At 70.3% G+C, this 19,504-nt stretch carries 16 protein-coding genes; 10 read left to right on the top strand and 6 right to left on the bottom strand.

Annotated elements, in window-relative coordinates; translation table 11 throughout:
* Nucleotides 1-160: 160 nt before the first annotated feature.
* The 3 genes from ACIBAE_RS09180 to ACIBAE_RS09170 all read right to left on the bottom strand — a co-directional run bounded on the left by ACIBAE_RS09180 (nt 161) and on the right by ACIBAE_RS09170 (nt 2,835).
* Nucleotides 161-1,270 carry a S1C family serine protease gene (locus ACIBAE_RS09180; protein ID WP_399283355.1) on the bottom strand — a complete coding sequence of 370 codons (1,110 nt, stop codon included), beginning with the start codon at nt 1,268-1,270 and terminating at the stop codon, nt 161-163.
* A 228-nt stretch (nt 1,271-1,498) separates the two neighbouring features.
* Nucleotides 1,499-2,242 (bottom strand): class I SAM-dependent methyltransferase, encoded by a 744-nt coding sequence (locus tag ACIBAE_RS09175; RefSeq protein WP_399283788.1) that lies wholly within the window; start codon nt 2,240-2,242, stop codon nt 1,499-1,501.
* Entirely contained in the window at nt 2,239-2,835 is a 597-nt protein-coding gene (locus tag ACIBAE_RS09170) for a DUF3043 domain-containing protein (RefSeq protein ID WP_399283354.1), read from the bottom strand. The genes ACIBAE_RS09175 and ACIBAE_RS09170 overlap by 4 nt, the downstream gene beginning before the upstream one ends.
* 308 nt (nt 2,836-3,143) lie before the next feature.
* Between ACIBAE_RS09170 and ACIBAE_RS09165 the strand changes: the two genes are divergently transcribed.
* The 5 genes from ACIBAE_RS09165 (at nt 3,144) to ACIBAE_RS09145 (ending at nt 9,732) form a co-directional block, all read left to right on the top strand.
* Nucleotides 3,144-3,932: a PspA/IM30 family protein gene (locus tag ACIBAE_RS09165; protein ID WP_399283353.1), complete on the top strand. Its 789-nt coding sequence runs from the start codon at nt 3,144-3,146 to the stop codon at nt 3,930-3,932.
* Nucleotides 3,933-3,941: 9 nt separating this feature from the next.
* Nucleotides 3,942-4,223 (top strand): hypothetical protein, encoded by a 282-nt coding sequence (locus tag ACIBAE_RS09160; protein ID WP_399283352.1) that lies wholly within the window; start codon nt 3,942-3,944, stop codon nt 4,221-4,223.
* A 188-nt stretch (nt 4,224-4,411) separates the two neighbouring features.
* Complete coding sequence (locus ACIBAE_RS09155) at nt 4,412-5,659, top strand: sensor histidine kinase (protein ID WP_399283350.1); 1,248 nt, start codon at nt 4,412-4,414, stop codon at nt 5,657-5,659.
* Nucleotides 5,656-6,342 (top strand): response regulator, encoded by a 687-nt coding sequence (locus tag ACIBAE_RS09150; RefSeq protein WP_399283348.1) that lies wholly within the window; start codon nt 5,656-5,658, stop codon nt 6,340-6,342. The genes ACIBAE_RS09155 and ACIBAE_RS09150 overlap by 4 nt, the downstream gene beginning before the upstream one ends.
* 225 nt (nt 6,343-6,567) lie before the next feature.
* The gene (locus tag ACIBAE_RS09145) at nt 6,568-9,732 is read left to right on the top strand and encodes an efflux RND transporter permease subunit (RefSeq protein WP_399283346.1); all 3,165 of its coding nucleotides are present in this window, start codon (nt 6,568-6,570) and stop codon (nt 9,730-9,732) included.
* A gap of 223 nt (nt 9,733-9,955) precedes the next feature.
* On the opposite strand, the gene nadA is transcribed toward ACIBAE_RS09145, so the two are convergent.
* Nucleotides 9,956-11,152: a quinolinate synthase NadA gene (gene nadA, locus ACIBAE_RS09140; RefSeq protein WP_399283344.1), complete on the bottom strand. Its 1,197-nt coding sequence runs from the start codon at nt 11,150-11,152 to the stop codon at nt 9,956-9,958.
* Between the two features lie 239 nt (nt 11,153-11,391).
* Here nadA and ACIBAE_RS09135 point away from each other — a divergent pair, with 239 nt between their 5' ends.
* Nucleotides 11,392-11,748: a HesB/IscA family protein gene (locus ACIBAE_RS09135; protein ID WP_399283342.1), complete on the top strand. Its 357-nt coding sequence runs from the start codon at nt 11,392-11,394 to the stop codon at nt 11,746-11,748.
* 173 nt (nt 11,749-11,921) lie between these two features.
* On the opposite strand, the gene ACIBAE_RS09130 is transcribed toward ACIBAE_RS09135, so the two are convergent.
* Entirely contained in the window at nt 11,922-13,412 is a 1,491-nt protein-coding gene (locus ACIBAE_RS09130; RefSeq protein ID WP_399283341.1) for a hypothetical protein, read from the bottom strand.
* A 228-nt stretch (nt 13,413-13,640) separates the two neighbouring features.
* Here ACIBAE_RS09130 and ACIBAE_RS09125 point away from each other — a divergent pair, with 228 nt between their 5' ends.
* Nucleotides 13,641-14,615 carry a carbohydrate kinase family protein gene (locus ACIBAE_RS09125; RefSeq protein WP_399283339.1) on the top strand — a complete coding sequence of 325 codons (975 nt, stop codon included), beginning with the start codon at nt 13,641-13,643 and terminating at the stop codon, nt 14,613-14,615.
* Nucleotides 14,616-14,636: 21 nt separating this feature from the next.
* Here ACIBAE_RS09125 and ACIBAE_RS09120 read toward each other — a convergent pair whose 3' ends face one another.
* Complete coding sequence (locus ACIBAE_RS09120) at nt 14,637-16,058, bottom strand: cysteine desulfurase/sulfurtransferase TusA family protein (RefSeq protein ID WP_399283337.1); 1,422 nt, start codon at nt 16,056-16,058, stop codon at nt 14,637-14,639.
* Between the two features lie 258 nt (nt 16,059-16,316).
* On the opposite strand from ACIBAE_RS09120, the gene coxB reads away from it, so the two are divergent.
* Genes coxB through ACIBAE_RS09105 form a run of 3 tightly spaced genes read left to right on the top strand, consistent with a single transcriptional unit; the run spans nt 16,317 to nt 19,416 of the window.
* Entirely contained in the window at nt 16,317-17,279 is a 963-nt protein-coding gene (gene coxB, locus ACIBAE_RS09115) for a cytochrome c oxidase subunit II (RefSeq protein WP_399283335.1), read from the top strand.
* Nucleotides 17,276-19,021, top strand: a complete 1,746-nt coding sequence (gene ctaD, locus ACIBAE_RS09110; protein WP_399283334.1) for a cytochrome c oxidase subunit I — start codon at nt 17,276-17,278, stop codon at nt 19,019-19,021. Before coxB ends, ctaD begins: the two co-directional genes overlap by 4 nt.
* Nucleotides 19,018-19,416, top strand: coding sequence for a cytochrome c oxidase subunit 4 (locus ACIBAE_RS09105; protein ID WP_399283333.1), 399 nt, complete (start codon nt 19,018-19,020; stop codon nt 19,414-19,416). The genes ctaD and ACIBAE_RS09105 overlap by 4 nt, the downstream gene beginning before the upstream one ends.
* Nucleotides 19,417-19,504: the final 88 nt, after the last annotated feature.

The raw sequence follows: 19,504 nt of genomic DNA, 5'->3' as shown, positions 1-19,504 counted from the left end.
CCGGAAGCGCGAAGGCGCCCGCGGCACCCCCGGGTCCGCGGGCGCCCGCATGCCCGGGGCGCCCGCGTGCCGGTCGTCCGGCCGGTCGTCCGCATGTCCCTGTGTCCCTGTGTCCCGGTGTCGTTGGTCCCGGTGTCGGGCGGGGCACCGCCCCGGCGCCCTACATCTCGGCGAGCTTGACCGTCACCGTCTTCGTCGCACTGCCCCGTACGTAGGTCACCCGGACCTTCTGGCCCGGCTTGTCCGACGCCAGCTCCGCGGACAGCGTCTGGATCGTGGTGACGTCGGTGTCACCGACCTTGGTGATGATGTCCCCGGTCCTGATCCCCGCGCCCGCCGCCGGGCCGCCCTTCACGGCCTTGACGACCGCGACGCCGGCCGGCTGGAGGTCCCCGCCGAGGACGGTACGGCCGGTGATGCCGAGGGCCGCCCGGCCCGAGTCGGTGACCTTGCCGTTCTTGATGATCTGGTCGGCGACGTTCTTCACCATCGACACGGGGATCGCGAAGCCGATGCCGGGCGCGGCGCCGCCCTCCTGCTGGTCGGTCGCGGCCAGCGTCGGGATGCCGATCACCGCGCTGTTCAGGTTGACCAGCGCGCCCCCGCTGTTGCCCGGGTTGATGGCCGCCGAGGTCTGCACCATGTTGGCGATGGTGGCGCCCGTACCGCCGCCCGAGTCGCTCTCGGTGACGGTCCGGCCGACCGCCGAGACGATGCCCTGGGTGACACTGCTCGACAGGCCCAGCGGTGAGCCCATGGCCAGCACGATCTGACCGACCGCGACCTGCGACGTGTCACCGAAGACGGCGGGCTTCAGCCCTTTCGGGACACTGTCGAGCTTGATGACGGCGAGATCCTGCTGCGGGAAGCTGGAGACCAGCTTGGCGCTGAGCGGCTGCTCGCGGGTGGCGACCGTGACCCGGAAGGTCTTCTGCTTGCCGACCACATGGGCGTTGGTGACGATATGGCCCTGGTTGTCGTAGACGATGCCCGACCCCAGGCTGTCGCCGGTGTCGACCTGCACGACCGACGGCAGCACGTTCTTGATGACGGTCTCGTAGTCGGTCTGCAGGTCGTTCTGCACGCGCTCGACGGCGGCCACCTCGGCCGCCCGGTCGGCCGTGCCAGGCACGGCAGGCGTCGACAGGCCGGATCGCGACCCGCCGGAGCCGGAGCAGCCGCCGGCCAGGGCGACCGCGCATAGGGCGGCGGTCACGGGCAGCAGAAGTCGGCGCGCGCGGCGGTGAACGCGGTGAAGGGAAGCATCCATGTCCGGAGTATCCCTTTTGCCCCCCGTGGGCTGCCTGCGGTGCGCCGCCGATCAGGGGGCGGCGGCCGCGGTCCCGCCGCCTGCCGGGCGACACGGTCGGCCGGACCCTCACGGTCGGCCGGTTCGCCGCCGCCGGCCGCCGGGCACGCGGCCCGGCCGTCCACCCGGAACCTCGGAGCCGGTCGGGTGGCCTCTGAACAGGCGGCCGAAGGCCACCCGTTCAGGCTCTCAGCCGCGCACGCCGCACAGGTGCAGCAGGGCCGCGACCGATCGGTACGGATCGGTGCGCCCCGCCCGGTCCTCCGCCGCCAGCAGCCGCTCCAGCTCGTCGCCGGTCGGTGGCTCCGCGTCGGACGCGGCCACGTCCGTGAAGACGCGGACGCCGTACCAGGCGTGCAGCGGCGCGGCGATGCCGGCCAGCGTCGCGGTGAGTGCGTCCAGCCGGTCCGCGCGGACCGGCAGGCCGAGCCGGTTGGTGTAGGTATCCGTCTCGAAGGCCTCCAGCGCACCCGCCCAGTCCCCGGACAGGCCCGGCCGCAGGGCCAGCGTGTCCGCGTTCCGTACGAGCAGGGACAGCAGGCCGCCCGGCGCCAGCATCCTGGCGAGGCCCGCGAGCATCGCGTCCGGCTCGGGCACGTGCATCAGAACGCCGTGGCAGAGGACCACGTCGAAACTGCCCGGCAGGAAGTGCGCGCCGGTCTCCGGACCGTCGCCCTCGACCAGCCGGACGCGCTCCCGTATACCGGCCGGTTCGCCGTCCAGCACCTCGCGGACGGCGGACAGCGTCGCCGCGTCGGACTCCAGGCCGGTCACCGTGTGCCCGGCCCGCGCCAGCCGCAGGTACTGGGCGTCCCGCCCCATCCCCACGTCCAGCACACGCAGCCGCTGCCCGACCGGGAACCGTGCCGTTATCTGCTCGTCTAGCTGGCGCGCGACCAGCTCACGCCGGACGGTGCCACGCAGTCCGCTCAGGGCCGCTCTCCGCGCTTGACCTGCGGCTTGGGCAGGCGCAGGCGGCGGATCTGGAGGGTACGCATCAGGCCGTAGGGCACGGCGCCGCGCTTGGGGGTGTCCGGGAAGCGCGCGGCCAGCTCCTTGCGCAGCCGGATCCAGAGAACGACCGAGTCGAGCACGATCAGGACCATGAGGCCGACCCAGATCAGGAGCGCGATGTTCTGGATCGAACCGACCCTGACCAGCCTCAGGAGCAGGATCACCACCGCGAACGGCAGGAAGTACTCGGCGATGTGGAAGCGGGAGTCCACGTAGTCGCGGACGAAACGACGCACCGGGCCCTTGTCGCGGACCGGCAGGTAGCGCTCGTCGCCGCTCGCCAGCGCCTCGCGCTGCTTCGCGAGGTCCGCGCGGCGCACCTCGCGCTGGCGCTTCATGGCCGACTTGCGGTCAGTCGGCGTCGTCGAGGCGCGACGCCGCTGCGTCTGCGCCTCGCTGCGCTTGGGGGTCGGGCGGCCCTTCGGGGCCTGCGGGTGTCTGGTCTGCGTGGAGGAGTCCTCCGTCACCTGAGTGGCGGGGGCCTGCTCTTCATTCGAACGGCTTCGGAACACAAAGCCCAAGGGTACGGGGTGTCGTGGTTGGGCCCCACCCCCACGGGGAACGATCCCGCAACAGCCCGCGTCCTTATGGGGGACGAAGGGGGCTTTGCCGGAAAGTTTGTCCCCGCTCTCCCCTGATGGCCGTCCACATGCTCATCATGGTCATCTACTCCTTGCGCCGGAGTGCCGGTCGCGAGCAGTCGTCCTTGGGGATGAGCGCATCCGCGCTCGAACAGTGCGGTAATAGAGGCAGGGCCCGTACTGTGGGTTCTGTTGGAGTGCCGCAGCCGGAGTCCGTCAGAAGGGGGCGCGCGAAGCCCATGAGCGGTGTCATGAAGCGTATGGGGATGATCTTCCGCGCGAAAGCGAACAAGGCTCTTGACCGGGCCGAGGATCCGCGCGAGACCCTTGATTACTCGTACCAGAAGCAGCTCGAACTGCTCCAGAAGGTGCGTCGCGGCGTCGCCGACGTCGCGACCTCACGCAAGCGCCTGGAGCTGCAGCTGAACCAGCTCCAGGGGCAGTCGACCAAGCTGGAGGAGCAGGGCCGCAAGGCACTGGCCCTCGGCCGGGAGGACCTGGCGCGCGAGGCGCTGTCCCGCCGCGCCGCGCTGCAGCAGCAGGTCACCGACCTGGAGACGCAGCACACGACGCTGCAGGGCGAGGAGGAGAAGCTCACGCTCGCCGCGCAGCGCCTTCAGTCCAAGGTGGACGCCTTCCGTACGAAGAAGGAGACCATCAAGGCCACCTACACCGCCGCCCAGGCGCAGACCCGGATCGGCGAGGCCTTCTCGGGCATCTCCGAGGAGATGGGCGACGTCGGCATGGCGATCCAGCGCGCCGAGGACAAGACCGCGCAGCTCCAGGCGAGGGCCGGCGCGATCGACGAGCTGCTCGCCTCCGGCGCCCTGGACGACCAGTCCGGGATGGCGAAGGACGACATCGCCGCCGAGCTGGACCGGATCTCCGGCGGTACGGATGTCGAGCTGGAGCTCCAGCGCATGAAGGCGGAGCTCGCCGGCGGGTCGACGCAGCAGCAGGCGATCGAAGGCGGCACGGGCGAGCAGCAGGACGCCCAGCCGAACCTGCATAAATACGACAAGCAGTAGGGGCGCGTCATGATCGTACGGATCATGGGTGAGGGTCAGGTGAAGCTGGCGGACAGCCACTTCACCGAACTCAACCAGCTCGACGACGAGCTGCTGGCCGAGGTCAGGAACGGTGACGGGGACGGCTTCCGCCGGACTTTCCACGCCCTCCTCGCCAAGGTCCGCGAGCTCGGCGAGCCGTTGCCGGATGACTCCCTGGAGCCGTCCGAGCTGATCCTGCCCGCCCCGGGGGCGACCCTGGAAGAGGTCAGGGAACTCCTGAACAACGAGGGTCTGATTCCGTCGGTCTGATCCTGACGGCCTGACGGCCTGACGGCCTGACGGCACCGGCCCGCCGGTCGTACTCCAGCCGTGGGCGATGCCCCGCACCACGAGGTGCGGGGCATCGCGCGTCACCGGGCGGGCGGACCACCCGGGCGTACCACCCGGAGCCCCCGCGCCGGCCGGGCCGGCGCCGGCAGGCCGTACCGTTGCTCGATGTGACCTCCATCGGAACCGCGTTCGGCCGTGCCCGGGGCTGGGCGCGCGCGCATCCGGTCGCACCCGACGCGTCCCTCGCCGCCATCGTCCTCGGCTGCATGATCATCGGATCGTTCGCCGATCCGCACGGCGGTCCCGTCGGGCCCGGCGGCGGCCCGCACTTCGGGACCCGCACCCCCAGCGCCCTCAGCGTCCTGCTCATGGTGCTAGGGGCCGCCTCACTCGTCCTGCGCCGCCGGGGCCCCCGGCCCGTGCTCCTGTGCGCCGTCGCCGTCACCGTCGTCGAGCTGATCACCAGCCGCCCGCCCGCCCCCGTGATCCTCTGCGTGGTCATCGCGCTCTACAGCGTCGCCGCCCGCACCGACCGCCCCACCACCTGGCGCGTCGGCCTCGCCACCATGACCGTGCTCACCGCCGTCGCGATGATCTTCAGCTCCGGGCCCTGGTACGCCCAGGAGAATCTGGCGATCTTCGCCTGGACCGGCATGGCGAGCGCGGCCGGCGACGCCGTACGCAGCCGGCGCGCCTTCATCGACGCCATACGCGAACGCGCCGAACGCGCCGAACGCACCCGCGAGGAGGAGGCCCGCCGCCGCGTCGCCGAGGAGCGGCTGCGCATCGCCCGCGATCTGCACGACGTCGTCGCCCACCACATCGCGCTGGTCAACGTGCAGGCCGGCGTCGCCTCGCATGTCATGGACAAGCGCCCCGACCAGGCCAAGGAAGCCCTCGCCCACGTACGGGAAGCCAGCCGCTCCGCGCTCAACGAACTCCGCGCCACCGTCGGCCTGCTGCGCCAGTCCGGCGACCCGGCTGCCCCCACCGAACCCGCCCCGGGCCTCGCGTACCTCGACGCGCTGCTGGACACCTTCCGCAACGCGGGCCTGCCCGTCGCGTTCGCCGCCGCCCAGGAACCGGACCTCCCCGCCGCCGTCGACCTCGCCGCGTACCGGATCGTCCAGGAGGCGCTGACCAACGTACGCAAGCACGCGGGCCCCGGAGCCGTCGCCGAGGTCAGCGTCGTACGGGTCGGCTCCACCGTCGAGATCACCGTCCTGGACAACGGCCAGGGCAACGGCGACGCCGAACCCCCGAGCGGTGGCGGCCACGGCCTGCCCGGCATGCGCGAACGCGTCACCGCGCTCGGCGGCACCCTCACCGCGGCACCCCGCTTCGGCGGTGGTTTCCGCACGCAGGCGATACTGCCGGTCAAGACACCTACGGGGCGGACGGCGGAGAACGCGTGACGATCAGAGTGCTGCTCGCCGACGACCAGACCCTCCTGCGCAGCGCGTTCCGCGTGCTCGTGGACTCGGAGCCGGACATGGAGGTCGTCGGCGAGGCCGCCGACGGCGCGCAGGCCGTCGCCCTCGCCCGCTCGGAACGGCCCGACGTCGTCCTGATGGACATCCGGATGCCCGGCACGGACGGCCTCGCCGCGACCCGCACGATCAGCGCCGATCCGGACCTGGCCGGGGTGCACGTCGTCATGCTGACGACCTTCGAGGTCGACGAGTACGTCGTGCAGTCGCTGCGCGCCGGGGCCTCCGGCTTCCTCGGCAAGGGCGCGGAGCCGGAGGAACTACTGGCCGCCATCCGCATCGCCGCGGCCGGCGACGCCCTGCTGTCGCCCGCCGCGACGAAGGGCCTCATCGCCACCTTCCTCGCCCAGAGCGCCGGCGCCGCCGAAGGACCTGACCCGGCCCTGCACGCCGCCCGCCTCGCGGCCCTCACCGGGCGCGAGCGCGAGGTCCTCGTCCTGGTCGCGGGCGGTCAGTCCAACGACGAGATCGCGGAGCGCCTGGTGGTCAGCCCGCTGACCGTCAAGACCCATGTCAACCGCGCGATGGCCAAACTCGGTGCCCGGGACCGTGCTCAATTGGTGGTCATCGCCTACGAATCCGGCCTGGTGCGCCCAAGGGTGGAGTAGACGCCCACCTCCCGCGTACTCCAGGCGCGGTACGCGAGGTCCGAGGAATTGGACCTGGGGGCTACGGATCGGACCTTCCGCAGGGCGGATCGTATAGAGGGGCCGCTGTGTCATCCGCGGCCGGACCGCCCGCACGGCACCGCCCGCAACCGGACCGCCCGCGTACCGCCCGCGTACCGGGGCACCGCGCCCACCTGCCGCGTACACCACAGAAGAGAGACCCCAATGTCCTGGCTGTCGAAATTCAGCCTCGCGCAACGGGCCCTGACAGGGCTGATAGCGATCATCGCGATCGTCTTCGGAGCGATCGCGATACCGCAGCTCAAGCAGCAGCTGCTGCCCACCATCGAACTGCCGATGGTCTCGGTGCTCGCCCCCTACCAGGGCGCCTCCCCCGATGTGGTCGAGAAGCAGGTCGTCGAGCCGCTCGAAGCCTCGATCAAGAGTGTCGACGGCATCAGCGGTGTCACCTCCACGGCCAGCGAGGGCAACGCCCTGATCATGGCCAGCTTCGACTTCGGGGACGAGGGCACCAAGCAACTCGTCGCCGACATCCAGCAGGCCGTGAACCGTGCCAGGAGCCAGCTGCCGGACGGGGTCGACCCGCAGGTCATCGCCGGTTCCACGGATGACATTCCGACCGTCGTCCTCGCCGTCACCTCCGACAAGGACCAGCAGGCGCTCGCGGATCAGCTGGACCGTACGGTCGTCCCGGCCCTGTCGGACATCGACGGCGTCGGCCGGGTCTCCGTCGACGGTGTGCGCGACCTCCAGGTCAACGTCACCCCCGACACCAAGAAGCTCGCCGCGGCGGGCCTCACCACCGGGGCGCTCTCCGAAGCCCTGAAGGCCGGCGGCGCGACGATCCCGGCCGGTTCGTTCTCCGAGGACGGCAAGAGCCGCACCGTGCAGGTCGGCGGCGGGTTCACCTCGCTGAAGCAGATCGAGGACCTGCGGATCGTTCCCCAGGCCGGCGGCCCCGGTGGCGGCTCCGGCCAGGGCGCCGGTCCGGTACGCCTCGGTGACATCGCCACCGTCGAGCAGCAGCCGGCCGCCGCGGTCTCCCTGACCCGTACGGACGGCAAGCCCAGCCTCTCCGTCTCGGTCACCATGGACAAGGACGGCAGCGCCGTCGCCATCTCGGACGCCGTCCAGGACAAGCTGGACGGTCTCCGCAAGGACCTCGGCTCCGGCGCCACCCTCACCGTCGTGAGCGATCAGGGTCCGGCCGTCGCCAAGTCGATCTCCGGCCTGACCACCGAGGGCGCGCTCGGCCTGGTCTTCGCGGTGATCGTGATCCTGGTCTTCCTGGCCTCGATCCGCTCCACCCTGGTCACCGCGATCTCCATCCCGCTCTCCGTCCTCCTGGCGCTGATCGTGCTGTGGACGCGGGACCTCTCCCTCAACATGCTCACCCTCGGCGCGCTGACCATCGCGATCGGCCGGGTCGTCGACGACTCGATCGTCGTGCTGGAGAACATCAAGCGGCACCTCGGCTACGGCGAGGAGCGCGAAGCCGCCATCCTCACCGCGGTCAAGGAAGTCGCGGGCGCGGTCACCTCGTCCACCCTCACCACCGTCGCGGTGTTCCTGCCGATCGGTCTCGTGGGCGGCATGGTCGGCGAGCTGTTCGGCTCGTTCTCGCTGACCGTGACGGCGGCCCTGCTCGGCTCGCTGCTCGTCTCGCTGACGATCGTGCCGGTCCTCTCGTACTGGTTCCTGCGGCCGCCGAAGAGCGTCGCCGGGATCTCGCCCGAGGAGGCCCGCCGCCAGGCCGAGGAGAAGGAGGCCGCGAGCAAGCTCCAGCGCCTGTACGTACCGGTGCTGCGGTTCGCCACCCGGCGCCGGCTCACCAGCGTGGGCATCGCGGTGGTCGTCCTGCTCGGTACGTTCGGCATGGCCGGGCTCCTCAAGACCAACTTCTTCGACCAGGGCGAGCAGGAGACCATCTCCCTCAAGCAGGAGCTGGCCCCCGGCACCAGCCTGACGGCGGCCGACGCGGCCGCGCGGAAGGTCGAGAAGGTGCTCGCCGGCCTCGACGAGGTGAAGGACTACCAGGTCACCGTCGGTTCGTCCGGCTTCATGGCGGCCTTCGGCGGCGGCAGCGGCGCGAACCAGGCGTCGTACCAGGTGACCCTCAAGGACGCCTCGGCGTACACCAGCACCCAGGACAAGATCGAGAAGGAGCTGGCCAAGCTCGACGGCATCGGCCGGACCACGGTCGGCGCCGGTGGCGGCTTCGGCAGCCAGGACCTGAGCGTCGTCGTCAAGGCGGCCGACGCGGACACCCTCCGCAAGGCCGCCGATCAGGTGCAGGACGCCGTCGCCACGCTCGACGACGTCACGGACGTCCGCAGCGACCTGTCGACCAGCGTCCCGCGCATCTCGGTCAGGGCCAACGACAAGGCGGCGGCCGCCGGGTACAACAACGCCACGCTCGGCATGGCCGTGGCCCAGGCCGTACGAGGCACCACCTCCGGCAAGGTGATCATCGACGACACCGAGCGCGATGTCGTCGTCACCTCCGCCAAGCCGGCCACGACGATCGCCGAACTGAAGGCGCTCCCGCTGGGCCCGGTCCAGCTCGGCCAGATCGCCGATGTCGCGCTGGTCCCCGGACCGGTCTCGATGACCCGGATCGACGGCGCCCGCGCCGCGACCGTGACGGCCCGGCCGACCGGTGACGACACCGGCGCGGTCAGCGCCGCGCTCAGCTCCAAGATCAAGGCGCTGGATCTGCCGGAGGGCGCCACCGCGTCCATCGGCGGTGTCTCCTCGGACCAGGACGACGCGTTCATGAAGCTCGGCCTGGCCATGCTCGCGGCCATCGCCATCGTCTTCATGCTGCTGGTCGGCACCTTCCGCTCGCTGATCCAGCCGCTGATCCTGCTGGTCTCCGTGCCGTTCGCGGCGACCGGCGCGATCGGCCTGCTGCTCCTGACCGGCACCCCGATGGGCGTCCCGGCGATGATCGGCATGCTGATGCTCATCGGCATCGTGGTCACCAACGCGATCGTGCTGATCGACCTGATCAACCAGTACCGGTCGCGGGGCCTGGGCGTCGTCGAGGCGGTCATCGAGGGTGGCCGTCACCGGCTCCGCCCGATCCTGATGACAGCACTCGCGACGATCTTCGCGCTCATCCCGATGGCGCTGGGCGTGACCGGCGAGGGCGGCTTCATCGCCCAGCCGCTGGCGGTCGTGGTGATCGGTGGCCTGCTGACCTCCACCGTGCTGACACTGCTGCTGGTGCCGACGCTGTACGCGATGGTGGAGCTGGGCAAGGAGCGCCGCGCGAAGAAGAGGGCGCTGAAGTCGGGCGGCACGCCGCCCGGGTCCGCCGCGCTGGTGAAGGACTCCGACCACGACCCGGAGCCGGCCAACGCCTGAGTGACCCGTCCCGTCAGGCCCGCCTGACGCGACCGTCGGCCCCGTCCGCTCCCCGCACCGGGGGAGCGGACGGGGCCGATGTGGTTCCGTCCACCGCGCCGCCGTCATACGTCAGGGGGCGCCCCGCGATGAGGCGGGGCGCCCCCTGACGGGCGATGACATGCCGGGCGCGCTAAGCGGTTCGTGCTACGCGCGCTACGCGGTTCGCGCTACGTGGTTCCCGTTACGGCAGGGCCAGCATGCGCTCCAGGGCGAGCCGGGAGAAGTCCGCCGTCTCCTTGTCGACCTGGATGCGGTTGACCTCGTTGCCCTCGGCCAGCGACTCCAGCGTCCAGACCAGGTGCGGCAGGTCGATCCGGTTCATGGTGGAGCAGAAGCAGACCGTCCTGTCGAGGAAGACGATCTCCTTGTCCTCGGCGGCGAAACGATTCGCCAGTCGCTGGACCAGGTTCAGCTCCGTACCGATGGCCCACTTGGAGCCGGCCGGGGCCTCCTCCAGCGCCTTGATGATGTACTCCGTCGAGCCGACGTAGTCCGCCGCCGCCACGACCTCGTGCTTGCACTCGGGGTGCACCAGGACGTTCACGCCCGGGATCCGCTCCCGTACCTCCTGGACCGAGTCCAGCGAGAAGCGGCCGTGCACCGAGCAGTGGCCGCGCCACAGGATCATCTTGGCGTCCCGCAGCTCCTGCGCCGTGAGGCCGCCGTTCGGCTTGTGCGGGTTGTAGAGGACACAGTCCTCCAGCGACATCCCCAGATCCCGCACGGCGGTGTTGCGCCCCAGGTGCTGGTCGGGGAGGAAGAGCACCTTCTCGCCCTGCTCGAAGGCCCAGTTCAGGGCCCGCTCGGCGTTGGAGGACGTACAGATCGTGCCGCCGTGTTTGCCGGTGAAGGCCTTGATGTCGGCGGAGGAGTTCATGTACGAGACGGGCACGACCTGATCGGCCACGCCCGCCTCGGTCAGGACGTCCCAGCACTCCGCGACCTGCTCGGCCGTGGCCATGTCGGCCATGGAGCAGCCCGCCGCCAGGTCGGGCAGCACGACTTTCTGGTCGTCGCCGGTCAGGATGTCCGCGGACTCGGCCATGAAGTGCACGCCGCAGAAGACGATGTACTCCGCCTCGGGCCGTGCCGCCGCGTCCCGGGCCAGCTTGAAGGAGTCCCCGGTGACATCCGCGAATTGGATGACCTCGTCGCGCTGATAGTGGTGGCCGAGGATGAAGACCTTGTCCCCGAGCTTCTCCTTCGCCGCGCGGGCGCGCTCCACCAGGTCCGGGTCGGACGGGGAGGGCAGGTCGCCGCGGCAGTCCACGCCGCGTTCGCTTCGCGGGTCGGCCTCGCGGCCGAGGAGCAGCAGGGCAAGGGGCGTCGGCTGCACGCCGAGGTCCTGAAGGGGTTGGGCCGTGGTCACGTCACGCACCCTTTCTTTCTGCGGAAAGCCTTTTCGTCTGTTTGACGCTATCTATCATAACCCGCTCGCGTCACGTTGACGATGGCGATAGCGTCGATGTGACGCATTCCCGGGCCGCCGCCCACTGCCCTCCCACGACCTGGTGTGCGAGCATGAAGAGGAAGGCAAGCACCAGGGCCGGAATGAATCGCGGCCCACGCCGGTTGCACTGTCGGCAAGCAGTCCGTACAACCCCGGGAGAGAAGCAGATGTCCGTATCGGACGAGACCACCAAAGTGAGCGACGGCATCCTCCTGTCCGACAACGCCGCGGGCAAGGTCAAGGCGCTGCTGGACCAGGAAGGCCGGGACGACCTCGCGCTGCGCGTCGCCGTTCAGCCCGGTGGCTGCTCCGGCCTGCGTTACCAGCTGTTCTTCGACGAGCGTTCGCTCGACGGCGATGTCGTCAAGGACTTCGGCGGCGTCAAGGTCGTCACCGACCGGATGAGCGCTCCGTACCTCGGCGGCGCCTCCATCGACTTCGTCGACACGATCGAGAAGCAGGGCTTCACGATCGACAACCCGAACGCCTCGGGCTCCTGCGCCTGCGGCGACTCCTTCAGCTAGGACCTCGGCCGGCCAGGACCTCGGCCGGTCCCTCAGCCGCGACGGAGCTGGAGCCGCCGGCCACTGTCGGTCGGGCCCGGCCCGGACGGCGACGTCCGGCACGCACGCACGGAAGGCGGCGGTCCCCTCGGGACCGCCGCCTTCCGCGTGCTCCGGACCGCTGCCCGGCGGGGTCAGCTCGCCGGCACCGGATCGCCCGTCATCCCGTCCACCACGCGCCGGCCGTCCAGCGGCCGGTCCAGTGTCACCGTCGCGGACCGCTCCTTGGCCATGGCCACACACACCTTGCCCGGTTCGGGCGCCGGTTCGGTGACCGTCACCTTCACCGCCGTACCGCTCTCGTCGGCCCGCGCCGTGTACTCCCCGCACACCCCGGCCATGAAGCGCAGGGTCAGCGTCCGCCCCGCCGTGCTGTACGACGCGATCCGACGCCCGGACGCGGTGCCCGGTGACTCCTTGTGCGGAGGTGCGGGCCGCGTCAGGAACTCCGGCGCCACCGCGGGCTGGGTGACCGTGTACGGCAGGGCGTCGCCGCCCGGCTCCACCTCGAACAGCCAGGAGGGGACGAGCGCCCCCCGCCCGTCCACGGAGCGCAGCGCGAGCCCGAAGACCGCCCTGTCGATCTCCACCGGCCGCCGGATGGCGTGGCTCTCCGCCCCGCACGGTGCGGTGGGCTTCGCGGCGGGCTTCGCGGCGCCCGTGCCGGTCGCCGCGTTCGACCCGTCCAGCGGCACCGCCGTCGCGCAGCCGCCGACCGGACCGGCGGGAGGTTCGGCCGACCTGTTCAGCTCCTTCAGCGCTTCGTCCGCGCTGATCACCGGATAGACCTGCCCCCGCTCGGGCGCCTTCACCTGCCCGCTGCCTCCGAGCACCTGACCGTCGGCGCCGACCTGGATCCCGGTCGACCAGCCGTACGTGGGCAGCCCGCCGACCACCGGATCCGCGTTCACCACCCGGATCGCGCCCATCAGCTGACGGGCGTCGAGATCCGCGTCGCCCTGGCCCACCGCCGTCAGGACGGGCCCGGCCGCCTTCTTCGCCACCGCCTCGCTCACGGCCGCACCCTCACCGCCGGGAGCGGAACCCCCGGCCCCGCCCCCGGCGGGACAGCCCTTGCCCTTCCCGCAGTCGTCACCACCCCGGGACGTGCCGAAACGGGCGAACGTCCAGGTGCCCGGTGCCTGCCGCTCGACCCGCAGCTGTGGTCCCGAGCCGTCCTTGTCAGGACCGATCTTCCAGGCCGTCCCGTCCACGCGCGGGGTGCCCGGCACCCCGAGCGCGCGAGCCAGCCGCGTCACCTCGGCCGCCGCGACCTGCCCGTTCGTACGGTAGACACGCGCCGAGCCGGGGCCGTCGGGCAGCTCGCTCCTGGACAGGTACGTCACCCCGTGCGGATCCGGCTCACCGGGCGCGATGCCCTGCGGCGGCGCGGGGGCCGACGCGCCCGCCGGGCCGTCGAGGGAGAGCGGGGGCGGAGCGCCGTCGCCCCCCGGTGTGCCGCCGCCGCTCCTGCTGTCCGTACCGCCGCCGCTGCCACCGGCGGCGCTCGTGGCGACATAGGCGCCACTGCCTCCGGCGATCAGTACCGCCGCCGCCACCGTCAGGGCGGCGAGCGGGAAACGCCGCCGCGACGACCGCTCCTGGGGCCCGTTCGTGCTGGTCATCGATTCGCTCCTTCGACCGTGTGCTGTCCCATGACGTCCCTGGGACGGAACGGAGGGGCACCCGGTTCCCGGCGGCGCGGAGTCCGCCTCGCGGAGAAAGCCCTATTATTGCGTGGTTCACGGATCAGCATCCCTGAGCGGCGGTTTTCCCCGGGGATGCCCCGGGAGAAGCCCCAGAACCGGTAGCGTTAACTGTCAACCGTCGTCCTCATCAGGAGCGTTCCAGCCGTGCGAATCGCAGTCACCGGCTCCATCGCCACCGACCATCTGATGACCTTTCCCGGCCGCTTCGCCGACCAGTTGGTCGCCGAGCAGCTGCACACGGTCTCCCTCTCCTTCCTCGTCGACACCCTCGACGTACGCAGGGGCGGTGTCGGCCCGAACATCTGCTTCGGCATGGGCCAGTTGGGCATCCGCCCGATCCTGGTCGGTGCGGCCGGCTCGGACTTCGACGAGTACCGCGCCTGGCTCGACCGCCACGGCGTCGACACCGACTCGGTCCGGATCTCCGAAGTCCTGCACACGGCCCGGTTCGTCTGCACGACGGACACCGACCACAACCAGATCGGCTCCTTCTACACGGGCGCGATGAGCGAGGCCCGTCAGATCGAGCTGAAGAAGGTCGCTGACCGCGTCGGTGGTCTGGACCTGGTGCTGATCGGCGCGGACGACCCCGAGGCGATGCTCCGCCACACCGAGGAGTGCCGCACCCGGTCGATCCCCTTCGCCGCGGACTTCTCCCAGCAGATCGCGCGCATGAACGGCGACGAGATCCGCACCCTGCTCGACGGCGCCACCTACCTCTTCTCCAACGAGTACGAGAAGGGGCTCATCGAGTCCAAGACCGGCTGGACCGAGGCCGAGATCCTCTCCAGGGTCGGCCACCGCGTCACCACCCTCGGCAAGGAGGGTGTCCGTATCGACCGCGTCGGCGAGGAGTCCATCGTCGTCGGCTGCCCGGAGGAGGACGCCAAGGTCGACCCGACCGGTGTCGGCGACGCCTTCCGCGCCGGCTTCCTCTCCGGCCTCTCCTGGGGGGTCAGCCTGGAGCGCGCGGCCCAGGTCGGCTGCATGCTCGCCACCCTGGTGATCGAGACGCTGGGGACCCAGGAGTACACCCTGGGCCGGACCCAGTTCATGGACCGCTTCACCAAGGCGTACGGTCACGACGCCGCCGCCGAGGTCCGGACCCACCTGGCCTGACCGGCCGGAGCGAGCCCCCGTTCAGGACACCCGGCGGACCACATAGGCGACACCGTGGTCCGCCGGACGCTCACCCAGGTACTCCTGGCCGCGCATCCCGCACCACGCCGGAATGTCCAGCCGCGCGGCCTCGTCGTCCGCGAGGACCGTCACCGTCCCGCCGACCGGCACCTCGTCGAACACCTTGGCCAGCTCGATCACCGGGATCGGACACCGCCGGCCGAGCGCGTCCACGACGAGCGACGATCCGTCCGCCGGCACCGGGGCCGCCGTCACGGACGGCCCCTCCGCCCGCCTCCCGGCGGGGGAGGCAGGGGCGCCGAGCCGCTCCCGTACACCGGACACGACCCCGGGAAGCACCTCCAGGAACCGGTCCACCTCCGCCTCCGGCGTGCCGAGCGGGAGCGACACCCGGACGTTTCCCTCCGACAGCACACCCATCGCCCGCAGCACATGGCTCGGCGTCAGGGTGCTGCTCGTGCAGGACGAGCCGGAGGAGACGGAGAAGTCCGCCCGGTCCAGCTCGTGCAGCAGCGCCTCTCCGTCGACATAGAGACAGGAGAAGGTCACGAGATGCGGGAGCCGGAGCTCCGGATCACCCACCACCTCGACGTCCGGCACCAGTTCCGGGACCCGGGACCTGATCCGGTCCACCAGCGCCCGCAGCCGGGCCGCCTCGTCCGCCGCCTCGGCGCGTACCGCCCGCAGGGACGCGGCCGCGGCCACGATCGCCGGGATGTTCTGGAAGCCCGGAGCGCGCCCCGACTCCCGCTCGTCGGCCGGACCTTGCGGGGCGAATCGGACACCCTTGCGTACGGCGAGCAGTCCGACGCCCGCCGGGCCGCCCCACTTGTGCGCGCTCGCGGCCAGCACCGACCAGGCGCCCCCGACCGGCCCCCACCCCAGCGACTGTGCCGCGTCCACCAGCAGCGGCACGCCCCGGCTCCGGCACGCCTCGGCCACCGCCGCCACCGGCTGTTCCGTGCCCACCTCGTGATTGGCCGACTGGAGGCAGGCCAGCGCCGTGTCCTCGCGCAGGACTCCGGCGTACGTGTCCGGCGCGACCGCCCCGTACCGGTCCACCGGCACCTCGGTCACCGTGCCACCGGTCGCCGCCGCATGGGCGGACGCCGCGTGGAGTACGGAGGAGTGTTCGACCGCGGATACCGCCACATGTCCGCCGACACGCCGACGGCCGGAAAGCACGCCGGACATTCCGGAATGCACCGCATAAGTCCCCGACGGGGTGAAAACGAGCTCGTCGGGACGGCAGCCGACGGCCTCCGCGGCGGCCTCCCGGGCCGCGTCCAGCAGCAGTCCGGCCCGTCGGCCCTCCCGGTAGAGCCGGGCCGGGTCGGCCCAGCCCTCGTCCAGGGAGGCTTGCAGGGCCTGCCGGGCGACGGGGTGCAGCGGGGCCGAGGAAGCGGTGTCGAAGTAGGGCACGCGGCCACGCTAGCCCCTGTCCGACAAATCCCCCCGGCGCGGGTAGCCGGAGGGAGCGTCAGAAGCACTCCTGAGCCGGGTATTCCATCCCTTCGGGGTGTCGGGCGGCGCGTTGGGCACCCTCCCCGCGCGACCCTAAATTGCGTCCAGTAGGGTTTGGTCCGCATAAACATCCAAACCCCTGCCCGCGACAGGGCCGGCGACCGATCGAGACGGCCGCAGCCGGCCGCGCGGGCGAGACTCTCGGGAAGGCGCTACGTGAGTCCCAACGGCTCCGACCGCTCGTCGCGGCGCCCGATGCGGCGGAAGCTGCCGCAGGTGCTGACTGCGGGCCTGATCCTCGCAACCGCCACCGGTTGCACATACAAGGACTTTCCCCGCCTTGGTATGCCCACCCCGGTGACGGAGGAGGCGCCTCGGATCCTCTCCCTGTGGCAGGGCTCGTGGGCGGCAGCGCTCATCACGGGCATTCTGGTGTGGGGTCTGATCCTGTGGAGCGTCATCTTCCACCGGCGCAGCCGCACCAAGGTGGAGGTACCTCCGCAGACCCGGTACAACATGCCCATCGAGGCGCTGTACACCGTGGTCCCCCTCATCATCGTCTCGGTGCTCTTCTACTTCACCGCTCGGGACGAGACGAAGCTCCTTTCCCTCTCCGCCAAGCCGGCCCACACCGTGAACGTGGTCGGCTACCAGTGGAGCTGGGGCTTCAACTACATCGAGAACGTGGACGGCGACGCCAGCACGGGGAACAAGATCCCCTCGCAGCTCGACGCCATCCCCGACCGGTTCCGGAAGGAATTCCCGAAGGGTGCGGAAGGCGTCTACGACGCCGGCATCCCGGGCACGCGGAATCCGCAGACCGGCAACCCGGGTCCGACCCTCTGGCTCCCCAAGGGCGAGAAGGTCCGGTTCATCCTGACGTCGCGTGATGTCATCCACTCCTTCTGGGTGGTGCCGTTCCTCATGAAGCAGGACGTCATCCCGGGGCACACCAACTCCTTCGAGGTGACCCCGAACCAGGAGGGCACCTTCCTGGGCAAGTGCGCCGAACTCTGCGGTGTGGACCATTCGCGGATGCTCTTCAACGTCAAGGTGGTCTCCCCGGAGCGCTACCAGAAGCACCTGGAAGAGCTGGCCAAGCAGGGCCAGAAGGGCTACATCCCGTCCGGCATCGCGCAGACGGATCCGGCCAGGAATGCGGAGACGAAGAAACTGTGAGCATTCTCAACGAACCCCACGGTGACGCGGTCGCAGGCGAAGACTCGTACGAGGACCAACTGCCGGTCCGGCGCAGGCAGCCGGGCAATGTCGTCGTGAAGTGGCTGACCACCACCGACCACAAGACCATCGGCACGATGTACCTGGTCACGTCGTTCGCGTTCTTCTGCATCGGCGGACTGATGGCGCTCTTCATGCGCGCCGAGCTGGCCCGTCCCGGCACGCAGATCATGTCGAACGAGCAGTTCAACCAGGCGTTCACGATGCACGGCACGATCATGCTGCTGATGTTCGCGACGCCGCTGTTCGCCGGATTCGCGAACTGGATCATGCCGCTGCAGATCGGCGCGCCCGACGTGGCGTTCCCGCGGCTGAACATGTTCGCGTACTGGCTGTACCTCTTCGGCTCGATCATCGCCGTGGCCGGCTTCCTCACCCCCCAGGGTGCCGCCGACTTCGGCTGGTTCGCCTACTCCCCGCTGTCGGACGCCGTCCGCTCGCCGGGTATCGGCGCCGACTTGTGGATCATGGGTCTGGCCTTCTCCGGCTTCGGCACGATCCTCGGTTCGGTCAACTTCATCACCACGATCATCTGCATGCGCGCGCCCGGCATGACGATGTTCCGGATGCCGATCTTCGTCTGGAACGTCCTGCTCACCGGTGTGCTGGTGCTGCTGGCGTTCCCGGTGCTGGCCGCCGCGCTCTTCGCCCTGGAGGCGGACCGCAAGTTCGGTGCGCATATCTTCGACGCCGCCAATGGCGGGTCCTTGCTCTGGCAGCACCTCTTCTGGTTCTTCGGCCATCCAGAGGTGTACATCATCGCCTTGCCGTTCTTCGGGATCGTCTCCGAGATCATTCCCGTCTTCAGTCGCAAACCGATGTTCGGTTATATCGGCCTGGTGGCGGCGACGATCGCTATCGCGGGCCTTTCGGTGACGGTGTGGGCGCACCACATGTACGTGACCGGCGGTGTGCTGCTGCCGTTCTTCTCCTTCATGACCTTCCTGATCGCGGTACCGACCGGGGTGAAGTTCTTCAACTGGATCGGCACCATGTGGAAGGGCTCACTGTCCTTCGAGACACCGATGCTCTGGACGATCGGCTTCCTGGTCACCTTCACCTTCGGTGGTCTGACCGGCGTCATCCTGGCCTCGCCCCCGATGGACTTCCACGTCTCCGACTCGTACTTCGTCGTCGCGCACTTCCACTACGTCGTCTTCGGCACCGTGGTGTTCGCGATGTTCGCCGGCTTCCACTTCTGGTGGCCGAAGTTCACCGGCAAGATGCTGGACGAGCGGCTCGGCAAGATGACCTTCTGGACGCTGTTCATCGGCTTCCACGGCACGTTCCTGGTGCAGCACTGGCTGGGCGCTGAAGGTATGCCCCGGCGGTACGCGGACTACCTCGCCGCCGATGGCTTCACCACGCTGAACACCATCTCCACCATCAGTTCCTTCCTGCTCGGCCTGTCGGTCCTGCCGTTCTTCTACAACGTCTGGAAGACCGCCAAGTACGGCAAGCCGGTCGGTGTCGACGACCCGTGGGGCTACGGCCGGTCGCTCGAATGGGCGACGTCCTCCCCGCCGCCGCGGCACAACTTCATCACCCTGCCGCGTATTCGCTCCGAATCCCCGGCATTCGACCTGCATCACCCTGAGATCGCCGCGCTCGACCAGCTCGAGAACGCCGACCACGGCACCGGGGCCGAGGCCCTCGCCGGTGGCAAGGAGGCCGGGAAGTGAAGATCCAAGGCAGGATGTTCATCTGGCTGAGCATCTTCATCCTGGCCATCGCCATCCTGTACGGCGTCTGGTCGAAGGACCCGGTCGGTACGACGGCGCTCTTCCTGGCCTTCGGCCTGAGCATCATGATCGGCTTCTACCTGGCCTTCACCGCCCGCCGGGTGGACGCGATGGCCCAGGACGACAAGGAAGCCGATGTCGCGGACGAGGCCGGCGAGGTGGGGTTCTTCGCCCCGCACAGCTGGCAGCCGTTCGCGCTCGCGGTCGGTGGCGCGCTCGGATTCCTCGGCATCGCGATCGGCTGGTGGCTGATCTACTTCGCCGCCCCGCTGATCCTCGTCGGACTCTGGGGCTGGGTCTTCGAGTTCTACCGCGGTGAGAGCCGGAACCAGTAGCACGCGCAGTGCTCCCAGGGGGCCCGGACACTCCGACAAGGAGTGTCCGGGCCCCCCATTTGCATCACTCGTCGCGCTGGTACGGACG

The organism is Streptomyces sp. NPDC051569, assembly GCF_044454085.1.
Lineage (GTDB): Bacteria > Actinomycetota > Actinomycetes > Streptomycetales > Streptomycetaceae > Streptomyces.
The sequence above is the reverse complement of the archived record's forward strand: the minus strand, read 5'-3'. Positions and strand labels throughout refer to the sequence as shown.